The 13,629-nt window shown below is 37.4% G+C and carries 12 protein-coding genes; 5 read left to right on the top strand and 7 right to left on the bottom strand.

Annotation, left to right across the window (positions count from 1 at the left end):
• Positions 1-349 precede the first annotated feature (349 nt).
• From rplT to thrS, 4 genes are all read right to left on the bottom strand, one after another.
• On the bottom strand, positions 350-706 hold the full coding sequence (rplT, locus tag AC0L3W_RS03750; RefSeq protein ID WP_028862951.1) for a 50S ribosomal protein L20: 357 nt from the start codon (positions 704-706) through the stop codon (positions 350-352).
• A 16-nt stretch (positions 707-722) separates the two neighbouring features.
• Positions 723-920: a 50S ribosomal protein L35 gene (gene rpmI / locus AC0L3W_RS03745; RefSeq protein WP_025564055.1), complete on the bottom strand. Its 198-nt coding sequence runs from the start codon at positions 918-920 to the stop codon at positions 723-725.
• 97 nt (positions 921-1,017) lie between these two features.
• Positions 1,018-1,575: a translation initiation factor IF-3 gene (infC, locus tag AC0L3W_RS03740; protein WP_290039212.1), complete on the bottom strand. Its 558-nt coding sequence runs from the start codon at positions 1,573-1,575 to the stop codon at positions 1,018-1,020.
• Positions 1,576-1,585: 10 nt separating this feature from the next.
• Complete coding sequence (gene thrS, locus AC0L3W_RS03735) at positions 1,586-3,493, bottom strand: threonine--tRNA ligase (RefSeq protein ID WP_290039211.1); 1,908 nt, start codon at positions 3,491-3,493, stop codon at positions 1,586-1,588.
• Positions 3,494-3,740: 247 nt separating this feature from the next.
• Here thrS and AC0L3W_RS03730 point away from each other — a divergent pair, with 247 nt between their 5' ends.
• Positions 3,741-4,622, top strand: a complete 882-nt coding sequence (locus tag AC0L3W_RS03730) for a glycosyltransferase family 2 protein (RefSeq protein ID WP_409439642.1) — start codon at positions 3,741-3,743, stop codon at positions 4,620-4,622.
• Between the two features lie 37 nt (positions 4,623-4,659).
• Here the strand turns inward: AC0L3W_RS03730 and AC0L3W_RS03725 are convergent, their stop codons facing one another.
• Positions 4,660-4,923: a YebG family protein gene (locus AC0L3W_RS03725; protein ID WP_409439643.1), complete on the bottom strand. Its 264-nt coding sequence runs from the start codon at positions 4,921-4,923 to the stop codon at positions 4,660-4,662.
• 190 nt (positions 4,924-5,113) lie between these two features.
• On the opposite strand from AC0L3W_RS03725, the gene AC0L3W_RS03720 reads away from it, so the two are divergent.
• From AC0L3W_RS03720 to rsmF, 4 genes are read left to right on the top strand one after another with little or no spacing between them, the layout of a single operon-like run.
• Positions 5,114-5,707 (top strand): paraquat-inducible protein A, encoded by a 594-nt coding sequence (locus AC0L3W_RS03720; RefSeq protein ID WP_409439644.1) that lies wholly within the window; start codon positions 5,114-5,116, stop codon positions 5,705-5,707.
• The gene (locus tag AC0L3W_RS03715) at positions 5,700-6,332 is read left to right on the top strand and encodes a paraquat-inducible protein A (protein ID WP_409439645.1); all 633 of its coding nucleotides are present in this window, start codon (positions 5,700-5,702) and stop codon (positions 6,330-6,332) included. Before AC0L3W_RS03720 ends, AC0L3W_RS03715 begins: the two co-directional genes overlap by 8 nt.
• Positions 6,322-8,997, top strand: a complete 2,676-nt coding sequence (locus tag AC0L3W_RS03710) for a PqiB family protein (RefSeq protein ID WP_409439646.1) — start codon at positions 6,322-6,324, stop codon at positions 8,995-8,997. Before AC0L3W_RS03715 ends, AC0L3W_RS03710 begins: the two co-directional genes overlap by 11 nt.
• 55 nt (positions 8,998-9,052) lie before the next feature.
• Entirely contained in the window at positions 9,053-10,498 is a 1,446-nt protein-coding gene (gene rsmF, locus AC0L3W_RS03705; RefSeq protein WP_409439647.1) for a 16S rRNA (cytosine(1407)-C(5))-methyltransferase RsmF, read from the top strand.
• 302 nt (positions 10,499-10,800) lie between these two features.
• On the opposite strand, the gene AC0L3W_RS03700 is transcribed toward rsmF, so the two are convergent.
• Positions 10,801-11,601: a hypothetical protein gene (locus AC0L3W_RS03700; protein ID WP_409439648.1), complete on the bottom strand. Its 801-nt coding sequence runs from the start codon at positions 11,599-11,601 to the stop codon at positions 10,801-10,803.
• Between the two features lie 616 nt (positions 11,602-12,217).
• Entirely contained in the window at positions 12,218-13,618 is a 1,401-nt protein-coding gene (locus AC0L3W_RS03695; protein WP_290039203.1) for an undecaprenyl-phosphate glucose phosphotransferase, read from the bottom strand.
• Positions 13,619-13,629 lie beyond the last annotated feature (11 nt).

Below are 13,629 nucleotides of genomic sequence, written 5' to 3'. Positions count from 1 at the left end.
CATAATTGATGGCGAAGATTATATTTCTCTTTTGTGACAGTTATATTACAGCTGTCATATTCCTGCTATTTAAAAGAGACAAACGAATAAGATAGGTTAAATTATATATAGGAGTGTTAAATTAAGAGGTTTGTTCTCGTAATTATATTAAATCAGTGCGCTAGATTTTGCTCAGAAAAAATGGCTTACTTTAAAACATTTCGAAGATTGATTTTCTTCATCGCCTGTTGAACAATCGACGAAAAGATATTAGTTGCTGGGGTTGGTATTAATGAAGTGTAAAGGCAAATTTTAGACAAAAAAAAGGAGACATAAATGCCTCCCCTTCAATACAGTTAATCAATAATGATTAAGCTAGCGCTTTTTTAGCAACTTCTACTAAATGTGCAAATGTTGCTTTATCAAATACAGCAATATCAGCTAAGATCTTACGATCGATTTCAACAGAAGCCTTTTTAAGACCATTGATGAAACGGCTGTAAGATAATCCGCTTAAACGAGATGCAGCGTTAATACGTGCAATCCATAGTTGACGGAACTGACGTTTACGTTGACGACGGTCACGGTAAGCGTATTGACCAGCTTTAGTTACTGCTTGAACTGCTACGCGATAAACACGTGAGCGAGCTCCGTAATAACCTTTAGCTTGTTTTAAGACTTTTTTATGGCGTGCACGAGCTTGTACACCGCGTTTTACTCTTGGCATTTTATATATTCCTTACTTAAGCGAATGGTAACATTCTGTTAATACTAGGTACGTCTACTTTTGCTACCATGCTTTGAGCACGTAGGTGGCGTTTACGTTTAGTAGATTTCTTAGTAAGGATATGACGTAAGTGAGATTGCTTACGTTTAAAACCACCAGAAGCAGTCTTTTTAAAGCGCTTTGCAGCACCTTTGTTAGATTTCATTTTAGGCATTGCGAACTCCGCATTGTTAAAATATTTAAATTAAACCAGTAAGGCGAGTAAATAATGTGAATACTTTCATATTCGCACTTCAATACTTCTTTATGCCTTAGCTAGCACGTTTAGGGCCAAGTACCATCACCATTTGACGACCTTCCAACTTAGGGAAAGATTCGACAGTCGAGATTTCTACTAAATCGTTTTTAACGCGATTTAATAATTCCATCCCAAGTGATTGATGCGCCATTTCACGACCACGAAAACGTAGCGTTACTTTGGCTTTGTTACCCTCTTCAAGAAAGCGAACCAGGCTGCGTAGTTTTACCTGATAGTCGCCATCATCAGTCCCAGGACGGAATTTTATTTCCTTCAACTGAACCTGTTTCTGATTCTTCCGTTGTTCTTTAACGGATTTACTCTTTTCAAAGAGAAATTTGCCATAGTTCATGATGCGACAAACTGGCGGCTCAGCGTTTGGACTGATTTCAACTAAATCCAGATCTGCTTCAAATGCCATATCTTTAGCTTCTTCTAAAGAAACAATACCAACAGGTTTGCCTTCTGCGTCAGAAAGACGTACTTCAGTACCAGTTATTTCATCGTTTAAACGATGTTTGTTGCCCGTTTGCGGGGCTTTTTTTGCACCTTTTATAACAAATTCCTCCAAGTAATTAATGTTATGAGCGGGAGATGATTTCTTGTTTCACATGGTCGATGAAATTATCAACCTGCATTTTACCAAGGTCATCACCCTTACGTGTTCTTACTGCTACTTCGTTCGCTTCAACCTCTTGGTCGCCGATTACGAGTAAGTATGGAACACGCTTTAATGTATGCTCGCGGATTTTAAAGCCTATCTTCTCATTTCTCAAGTCCGAAATGGCTCTAATACCCATTTTTTTCATTTTATTGACTACTTCTGTAACAAAATCAGACTGTTTATCAGTAATATTCATTACAACCACCTGTTGAGGTGATAACCAAGTTGGATAAATACCCGCATACTCTTCTGTTAAAATACCGATGAAACGTTCTAAAGAACCTAAAATCGCTCGGTGAATCATAACAGGCGTATGACGTTCGTTATCTTCGCCCACATAAGTGGCGTCTAAACGACCTGGCATTGAGAAGTCTAACTGTATTGTACCACATTGCCACGCACGACCTAAACAATCATATAAAGTAAATTCGATTTTTGGACCATAGAAAGCACCCTCTCCTGGTAAATACTCGAATTTAACACCATTTTCATCTAGTGCATGTGCTAATGCTGCTTCAGATTTATCCCATGTTGCATCATCACCAACACGTTTTTCTGGGCGAGTAGATAACTTAACCACAATATCTTCAAATCCGAATGTTTTATAACATTCAAATACCATATTGATACAAGCAGATACTTCTTCAAGAATTTGTTCTTCTGTACAGAAGATATGTGCATCATCCTGTGTAAAACCACGAACACGCATTAATCCGTGTAAAGAACCCGACGGCTCGTTACGATGACATGAACCAAATTCAGATAAACGCAATGGTAAGTCACGGTATGACTTTAGACCTTGATTAAAGATTTGAACATGGCCAGGACAGTTCATAGGCTTGATTGCGTAATCACGGTTTTCACTACAAGTACAGAACATGCCGTCTTTGTATTTATCCCAGTGACCAGACTTTTCCCATAATGAACGGTCTAAAATTTGTGGTGCTTTTACTTCTTGGTAACCAAAGGCAACGGTTTGTTCACGAATATAGCTTTCTAGCTCACGGAAAATAGTCCAACCGTTTGGATGCCAGAACACCATACCCGGTGCTTCTTCTTGCATATGGTAAAGGTCTAACTGCTTACCAATTTTGCGGTGATCACGTTTTGCAGCTTCTTCAAGACGTTTTAAGTAAGCATTTAGCTGTTTTTTATCCGCCCAAGCCGTTCCGTAAATACGCTGTAGCATTTTGTTGTCTGCATCGGCACGCCAGTATGCGCCTGACACTTTCATCAATTTAAACCATTGACTAAATTTCATCATTGGAACGTGTGGTCCACGACACATATCGATATATTCTTCGTGGTGGTATAAACCAGGACGATCATCTTTATCAATACCTTCAAGAATCTCTAATTTGTATGGTTCATTACGTTCTTTAAATACAGCGATAGCTTCATCAACGCTTACTTTCTTTTTCACAACGTTATAATTAGTTTTCACTAACTGTTGCATGCGTTTTTCAATTTTTGCTAACTCTTCATCATTAATGGTTACGTCTAGATCAACATCGTAGTAGAAACCGTTATCAATGGTAGGACCGATTGCCATTTTTGCTTCAGGGTACAATTGTTTAATTGCATGCCCCAATAAATGAGCACATGAATGACGTAATATTTCTAAACCTTCATCATCTTTACTGGTGATGATCGCCACTTCAGCATCGGTTTCAATAGGATCACAAGCGTCAACAAGTTGACCATTAACGCGACCAGCGATACAAGCTTTTGCTAAGCCTGGGCCGATATCTGCAGCGATTTCCATTATAGAAGTAGTGTTGTCGAATTGACGTTGATTTCCATCGGGAAGAGTAATAATTGGCATGCTAATTTCCTCACAGTGATGCTTCCAACCAAAAAGCATATGTATTTTAGTAATTTAAAACGAGCAGGCATTCTAGACAAATAATAAGCATATTAAAAGCCTGAATTAGCCTTATCGCAAAAGTTTAACCGCAGAAATAGTAAATAAATTAAGTCTTCGCTCTTATCTTATATTTTTGGTAGTGTTGAGACTGATACATACTAATAATGTTTAATGTCCGAATAGTTTTTTATGGAAGGTCATGCACATGATAAATGTTTCTGTTTCTGCCGTTATTCCTGCGTACAACCGCCCAGACTATTTAGAAAGCGCGATTAAAAGCGTATTGAGCCAAACCTACCCTATTACAGAAATTATCATTGTTGATGATTGTTCAACCACTGATCTACTACCTGTTATTTCAGCTTTTGAAGACAAGCGAATTCATTATCATAAATCGACTAAAAACATGGGTAATGGTTATTCTAGGAACCAAGGTACTAAATTAGCCAAAGGTGAATGGATAGCTTATTTAGATGACGACGATATTTGGTTTGACAATAAAATTGAATTACAAATAAAAGCGATTGAAAAATATAAGTGTATCGCATGTTTATCTTCACTAGAGCATTTAGAGACAGGAAAAATACATCAACCGAATGTCGGTGAATTTGTAGAAGATAAACAGCTCCGACTAGGTAACCTATATTGTGGCACGTCAGGGCTGATTGTTTCTAAAGCAGCAATACTTCCTTTGCTCTTTGATGAAACGCTAAAGTGTGGAGTAGATTGGGATATCTATATACGACTTAATCAGGTCGGTAAAATTCACTATTTACATCAACCTTTATTTTATTATCGACAAGGTAACCACAGTGGAATAATAAGTAGCTTAACTAAACTTAATATTGAAAACTATGAGTCTAGACTAACAGCGATTAAGAAACATCGTCATTGGTTGGGAGAGCATAAATATAAAAAAAGACTCGCAAAGCAAATTTTATATTACGCATTTTCAAAACCTAAGCCTCAAGATTGGATTTATTACTCTATTAGAGAAGCGGGTCTATCTGCTACTTTAAATGTCATAGTCAAAAAGTGTTATGAAAAAATAAAAACAAAATTGGGCTTTACAAGTAAGCTTGTTTGATAAATCAGAAGTTGATATTTAACTCATCAAATACCGATTAACCTTCTGCTTCAGAAGTCTTTTCAGTACCAAAGTTATTACCTTTGAATAGGCTTTGTACTATATCTTTATTACTCGCTATGTATAGACCTAGCTCTTCCAGTTGCTGATCATCCAATGAGACTGGACTATCACTTAGAAATAATGCGATTTGATCAGCGCTATCTAGCATCTTATCGTATGCATCGGCTTCTTTCTTACTGGTAAAGGTCATTTTTTCAACACCCTTTCTTTCTACAATGTATTTAATGATGACTGCCACGGTGGCCTCTTTGTTATAACAATTAAAGATGGTTTATGCCCATACTCACTTTAATTCTGTAGTCAATATGGACACAGCAAAATAACATGGGTATACATACAGTACTACTTGTACTTTAAGAATGCAAATTTTGTCATCTTATATTTAGTTTGCTATCTTATTCAGTATCTCAAATTACTGATAAGTAAGTATGAATACAATTATTTGTAGGCACTGCGACCTAGTCTCAGAACGCCCTGTTTTAACAAAGGGTTATGTTGCCAAATGTGCTCGTTGTCAACACACTTTGTATAAAGCGAAAGCCGCTAATGCCAAGAAAATATTAGCCTTAGCACTCACGGCATTATTACTTGCTCCTCCCGCTTTTTCATTCTCTTTAGTTTCCGTGCATTTACTCGGAGTGACTGAACAAACTAACTTATTACAAGGGGCATTATTATTAATAGATTTTGCGCCTATTGTCGCTTTTGTAGTTATTTTTTGTGCCGTAGTCGCTCCTGTGCTACTTGCGGCTTGTATGTGTTTTAGCAGCGCTTGTATTGTATTAAATAAGCGCCCTCGCTTATTAAGTCCAGTGCTTAAAATGACCAGTCTACTCATTCACTGGTCTATGTTAGAAGTCTACATCGTCAGCTTCATGGTCGCCCTGTTCAAACTAAATAGTTATGCTGATCTCTACTACGATAATGGACTATTCTTTTTAGTCGCTTTGTTAATTCTTAACATGAGTATGATATGTGAATACAGCAATGCTTATTATTGGGACTTCTTAACCAATGAATAAACCATTAAAAAGTGGCTTAAGTGCGATTCAGCAAGACACACAGCTATGTAAAGTGTGTGATCGAGCGTCATCCATTAGCCTAAATAAAACACACTGCCCGCATTGTGGCACCCCTATTTCAGTGAGAACGAAGCACAGTATCCAAAAAACCTGGGCATTATTATGCATTGCGTTTATTTTTATCTTTCCCGCTAACATTTATCCAATAACGTATTTACTCAAAAACAATGAAGCTTATCCAGACACCATTTTTTCTGGCATCATGACCTTAGTATCTACAGGAATGACTGGTATCGCGATTATAGTATTCGTCGCTTCAATGCTAGTGCCCGTACTAAAAATCATTGCTTTAGCTGTGATATCTTTAGCCGCTCATTTCAAATGGAAGATGAACCCTAAAAGGCAACTTCTTGCCTATACTATTGTCGATTGGATAGGACGCTGGTCAATTCTCGATCTGTTTGTTATTTCAATTATGATGGCCGTATTTGATAAAGGTAACTTTTTATCTGTATACCCTGGAATTGCCGCAACCTCTTTTACTGTGGTAGTGATCACTACCTTATTCGCAGCACAAAGTTTCGATACTCGCTTAATATGGGACGCTAACCTCGATGCCAACTAATATAAACTCCAGCACTGACTCAACTTCACAGCCAGTGATTGCTCCTTCAAGATCAATTTCACCGATTTGGTTTTTGCCGTTTATCGCAGCAGTATTAGCAATTTGGATCCTAATTCAAAACATTACCCATCGGAATGTTCAAATTAGTATTCATTTTACTAATGCTGGCGGGATCATTGTTGATAAAACCAAAGTTCGTTACAAAGGAGTTATTGTAGGTACCGTCAAAAAAGTCGAATTAGATGAAGTTGATGGGGTAAACGTGATCGCTGAAATTGAATCGCATGCGACCTTCCTTCTAAAAGAGAAAAGTAAATTATGGTTAGTATCACCTAAAGCCTCTTTAACCTCTATCACGGGGTTAGATACCTTATTCTCAGGTAGTTATATCAATATATTGCCCGGAGAAGGTGATGATGCCACAGAGTTTATGGCAACAGCAGAACAGCCAATCACTATTCCTGATAATGCATTATTATTAAATTTAAGTAGCACGAATGCGGATTCCATCACTATTGGCACACCTATATTTTTCAAGAAGATCCAAGTGGGTGAAATAGCACGTGTCAGATTGGATAAATCAGGCAAACGCGTCAATATCCAGGCATTTATAGAGAAAAAATACAGCAATTTAGTAAAACAAAAGAGTAAATTTTGGAATATTAGTGGTTTGAATGCCAATTTATCGCGTTCAGGAGTTGAGTTTAAACTAGATAGTTTAACCACCTTAATTGCCGGTGGTATTACGTTTAATAGCCCCGATGACTCGGAGCCTGCTGAAAAGAATCAAATATATCAATTGTTTGATAATATTGCAGACAGCAAACAAGGGCTGAGTATTACCTTACAGCTTAATAATACCAATAATTTACCGAAAAGAGCGGGTATTCTATTTAAAGGCCACGGCATTGGACGCGTTGATAATATTCGTTACGACACCACCAGCCAGTTGTTTGTTGCAGAAGCGACCATCAATCCTGCCTTCAGTGAACTAGTCACTGAAAGTGCCGAGTTTTGGGTCGAGCAAGCCTCTCTGTCTTTTGCTAACATAAAGAACTTAAGCAATTTGATTACCGGTGATTACATCAGCTTTTCACATGGTGAGCATTATCTTGATGAAGCACAAAAAACACAATTTATGGTGCAATCACATCAACCTCAGTCACAAGATAACCTAAGCCTTACCTTAATAGCAGATAGTGCTGACGGGTTAAGTGAAAATGCCCCAGTAACATACAAAGGCTTAACCATTGGCCAGATTAATGCTTTAACCTTAACTAACGACAGTGAGCATGTACAAGTCACAATGCAAATTAACCAAGCATTTAATTACCTTGTTAACTCACAAAGTAAGTTTCATTTATTAAGTGGCGTTAATGTTAAAGCGTCTTTGCAAGGTGTTGAAGTTAATAGCAAACCAATCCAAAACATCATTCAAGGCGGTGTTGCCTTATACAATGAAAAGCCAGTAGATAAACAAACAACAAGCACTATTGAACAAGGTCATAGCTTCTATTTGTATACTTCTAAAGAGATGGCGAAATTAGGAAAAGACGCATTTACCACACCACTACAAGTCAAATTATTAAGTAAAGAGTTACCTTCTGTCAGTATCGGTTCCCCTGTTTATTATCATAAACTCGCTATCGGTGAAGTCAGTGAGTTAACGTTGCATGATACGAGTTTGATGCAAACCACTATCAATATTAATCCTAAATTTAAACACTTAATCACTGATCAAACGATCTTTTGGAATGTCAGTGGCTTTGCCGTTGATGCCGGTTTATCAGGCATTAAAGTTAACGCTCAATCACTTTTATCCATCGCAACGGGCGGCATTGCGCTTGAATTACTACCAGATGCGGTAAATAATAAAACCCAAGATGGCACATACCGCCTTTATGATAATTACCAACATGCAACACAGCCCACAAAACAAGTCACCTTGTTCTATGACGATGCTTCTGACTTAAAAGTTGGCAATAAAGTTAAGTTAAAAGGCTTAGAAGTAGGCGAAATTAGCGCATTAACGCTAAATAAAAATAACCGAGTAGTCGTTACCTTAGATATTATGGATAATTATTTTGATAAGGTTGCAAAGCAAGGCAGTCGCTTCTGGGTTGTGCGTAGTGATATCTCATTATCCGGAGCCAAACACCTTTCAACACTGATCAGTGGCGTATTCATTAACGTAGCACCAGGGCAAGGCGCGGCAAAAAATCAATTTGAAGGCGAAACAACCGCCCCTCTACTAAATGCAGATAAAGTGGGACTATCACTCATTTTATATGCAGATAATGCTGGCTCTACTAACATTAGTAGCCCGATCTATCATCGCCAAATACAAATCGGAGAGGTCACAGATAAACGCTTAAATAGCAATGCATCAGGAGTAGAGATCATGATTAACATCTACCCTGAATTTGCACACCTTATTCGTGAAAATAGCATTTTTTGGCCTGCCTCTGGCTTTAACCTCGATATCGGCATAACCGGTGCCGCGCTCAAAGCCGCTTCATTAACTTCGCTATTAAAAGGTGGAATAAGCATGAGTACTACCGATGAAAAACCATTACAACCAGCAGCAACAAACTACTCAACCTTTAAACTAAAGTCTGGATTAGATGAAGATTGGTTAGATTGGAAACTTAACATTCCTAATTAAAATCAGATTATGGTATCTTGCGCGCATTAATCGTGCGCGTTTTGTAAGGATCCCAATGGATAACAATACTTTTATACCTCAAGCTTTTATCGATAAAATGATCGGTATTTTACCTGAACAGTTAAATATCGATGATTTGCTTAACGCATGTCGACGCCCTTTGCGTCGTGCTATTAGAGTTAACACACTTAAAATAAGTATTGAAGACTTCCAACTTATCGCAGACAAACACCATTGGTCATTAACACCAGTACCATGGTGTAAAGAAGGGTTTTGGATTGAGATAGAAGATGAATCAATTCCACTGGGCAATAGTGCAGAGCACTTAGCTGGTTTATTTTATATTCAAGAAGCCAGCTCCATGATGCCAGTATCTGCATTGCTTAGTCACTTCCAACCAAACCATCAGTCTACTTTGTTAGATGCCGCCGCTGCACCCGGCTCAAAAACAACGCAACTTGCTTCAGCGACTAATCACCAAGGTTTAGTGATTGCCAATGAATACTCATCAAGTCGTATCAAAATGTTACATGCCAATATACAACGATGTGGGATCCAAAACGTCGCGTTAACACACTTTGATGCGGCAGTATTTGGTCAATGGTTACCTAATACATTCGATGCCATTTTATTAGATGCACCCTGCTCTGGTGAAGGAACCGTGCGTAAAGATAAACATGCAATGAAAAACTGGAAACAAAGTGCAATTGAATCAATTGCAGTGACCCAGAAATCACTAATACAAAGCGCTTTTCAAGCACTTAAAGCAGGCGGTGTGATGGTTTACTCAACTTGTACATTAAGCCTGGAAGAAAACCAAGAAGTCTGTCATTTACTTCAACAAACCTACCCTGAACAAGTTAAGTTTTTATCGCTTGAAAACTTATTCGAAGGCGCAGAGCAATCCTTGACCCAAGAAGGATTTCTACATATTTGGCCTCAAATATACGACACCGAAGGATTTTTTGTTGCAGCCATTCAAAAAACAGGATTAGTTGAAAGTGAACCAGCCAATAAACGCTTAGGAAAGTTTCCTTTTCAAGCTGCACCAACAAGCATTAAGAAAAATTTATTAGATTACTTTAATACTCAATTTGGAATTAATCAGTTCAGTGGTGTTCTCTACCAACGTGATGATGAATTTTGGATCTTCCCTGAGAATATAATCCCATTAATTACTGAATTACGCTTTTCTCGTTTAGGCATAAAAGTAGCTGAGCAGTTTGGTAAAGGCCGTAAATCAGGTTTCAGAGCAACCCATGAGTTTGCGACTTGTTATGGCCAACAAGCTTCAAATAACAAGGTATCTTTAACAGCTGAACAAGCAAAGCTTTATTATCAAGGTCGTGATATTCATGACATTGAAACAAAAAATAATAAAGGTGAAGTGTTATTAACCTATCAAGAGCATGTCATTGGTTTAGGTAAATCATTAGATAATCGTATTAAAAATAGCCGACCTAGAGACCTGATTATCGACCAAAACTTATTTGATTTTTAGCTGCTGAAAATACCTATCTCAAATCAGACCTAAAGTTTTCCGGCTACTAATAGCCGGCAAACTTTAAAATAACTAGCATCAAGCAGCCAAGTATTGTTTATTAACATTGTTTAATGCGACTATGTCGATTGAGCTTTATTGAAGGCTTATAGGATGGTTTGTCTCACCTGAAAAGTGAGTTAGCAAACAATCTACTTTTGACCAACACTGCTTAGCAGAACCTGTAATATTTCTAATGTATAACACCGTCCTAATGGGGTTAATATGTGGAGTAAAAAACTAATCCTCTGTCTAAGTTTCATTTAAATACCTTTCTCAGGCTTTTTACTATGATTTAGTTCACTAATATAATTGAGAAATTCAAGCCCTAAACCATTCAAACTAGACTTAAACACAAATTTTTTATCAGGTAAGGTTGAAACTGGAATTTCTAACCCTATTGTCCCTGCATCTGTATTCGTAATAATGCCAGATCTAACTACATCACCAACATTAGGAAGAAGTAACTTAAATTCAAAATACAAATTGTGCTGTGAAAGATCCTGAACAATTTTTTTAACAAACAAACTTTCTCCCACTAAATCAGGCTTTAGTTTAAATAACTCCCTAGATAAATAGTAAGTATAACGAGACTCTGTTGTTTCCTTATCAACCCCCCAAATAATTCCATTCCGTAACATTTCAAGAATTTTAATATGCGATACAGTTAGTTCATCAATAAGGTTCATAAAGATAATTTTTTTGTCATAACTCAAAGTTGGTGTTGTAAGACTATTAACTACAGCATTACTAAAAAATTTAATTTTTTCGATCTGATGATGCTTTAAAACTAGCTGGTTAGCGGTTATTAACAAACTTTGAAATTCTTCATCAATTATCAGGTTTTCTATGTTGTCTACCTTTTCTGAGAGTATATTTAGAGAATCAATAACATCTGCAATCCACTTTTCTGCTCTTGCTTCAGCGGGAGGTTGCCATAACATGTTAAAAATTTCTAACAATATTCCGCTACCTGCAGGACATAACCCTATTGCTGCACGAATAGCTCTATGTGTTTTGTCTTTTGTACCCTCTATGCTAGGCACGTATTCTTCGATATCCAAAACTACTCCTAGAAACCCAACGAGGCTGTGGAATTTCTCATTCTCAGCACGAATTTTAATTATAAAAACACAATATTTTATATTTACTTGAGATTCAAATAGATTATTAACTTTTCAATAAATGATTGATTAAATTGAGCTGTAAGAGTGTTTACGAGGTTAATTACGTTGGATTATTGCGGTTTAAGGGCTTAGCACTTGGATTAATGTAAACTATTCCTTAACTTCTCAATATTATGAACAAGACAATGCATTCGCCATTGCGTACTCACTATAATATTACCGCTTTTTACTGTTGATAAGGTTAAAGCAGACTGTACGAGCTTAGGCATTAATCAGTACTTAATGCTATGTAGCGCTTTAGATAGAGATGCATTACCACGAAGGACCATGGGGACGAGGAAAAGTCAAAACAAGCAGGCTGAAGCCAGCGCCCCGAAAACCAAACATCATGGGCTAAATACTAAGTTAAGATGTTGGTATAACGGCTTAACTGTTTAACTGTTTAACTGTTTAACTGTTTAACTGTTTAACTGTTTAACTGTTTAACTGTTTAACTGCCTGAAAATAGTTCACTGCTTTAAGTGAGGTGTTTTATCTATCACCAATAATGTCTTTAATAAGCATTCTTATCCGTAAAGCCTCTAATGATAGTGAGAAAGATAATCTTAAGATCAAAACTAATTGACCAATTTCGAATATATTCTAAATCAAACTCAACACGTTTTTGCATTTTAACTAAGGTGTCGGTCTCTCCGCGCCAACCATTAATCTGCGCCCAACCTGTAATGCCTGGTTTAACTTTGTGGCGTAGCATGTAGTAATCAACTAACTTACGATATTGCTCATTATGCGCAACAGCATGCGGTCTGGGGCCCACTAGAGACATGCTACCAAACAGCACATTAATAAATTGTGGTAATTCATCGAGGGAGGTTTTACGTAAAATAGCCCCTAACTTGGTGACGCGCGCATCCCCCTGGACTGCTTGATTAACCACTTTTCCGTTATCCATGGAGCTCATAGAGCGGAACTTCCAGACTTTAATAGCACGACCATCTAAGCCATAACGTAATTGCTTAAATAGTATAGGCCCTGGCGAGTCTATTTTTATCAGGAGAGCTATTAACAGCATAGGCAATGAAATGAGGAATAAAATAAGCATTGATCCTAGAATATCTTCGAGGCGTTTTAATAATCTTGAAGGACCGGTCATTGGTGACTCATAAACACTAATGGTTTGAATAGCACCGAGGTGTGATAAACGCGCATTAAGCAGATTAAAGGTGAAAAAGTCAGGAACGATAAACACATCAATCGTAGTATCGCCTAATGATCTCAATACGCCTTCTATGCGTTTTTGAGCCGCTAATGGTAGAGCAATATAGATAACATCAATACCACCTGCTTTAGCTAATTCGACTCCTTGATTGATACCACCGATAAGGTGCTCTTTATATTTATTGGGTGAACGTGGATCGGCTCTATCATCATAAAATCCAGCTAAAATATAGCCTGTTTCAGGCTTGTTAATAAACTGTTCCGCCAATAACTCGCCCGATCGTGTTAATCCAAAAACCGCGACTTTGCGAGTATAAAACCCGGCTTTGCGACGTTTATAGATAAAGAGATAGAGCAATAATCTCCAGCCACCTAATGCAATGCAATTAAATAGGATCCATAAGCCGACAATAAGCCGGGAGATATCTAAGCTAGTTTTACTAAAGAACAAAAAGACAACAACACAAAATACACCAGCAAACCAACATATAAAGGTCGAACTGGAAAGGCGAGAAAATTCACCGAGACGCCAACAACGGTATAATTGATAACTTTCAGCGGCGAAAAAGAAACCTATTGAAGCAATCAAGCCAACCACTAAATAAGTGTTAGTAAACGCCTCTTCTCTTATAGATAAGATTAAAAACAAACTTAATTGGATAGTTAAAAAATCAATGACTCGGTATAAGGCCGAGTAAACATTTTCACTGTCTTTTACATGCTGTTGTCCTGACATTTACTTCCCTT

Source organism: Psychromonas sp. KJ10-5, assembly GCF_055808325.1.
This window is presented reverse-complemented; position numbering and strand designations above follow the sequence as displayed.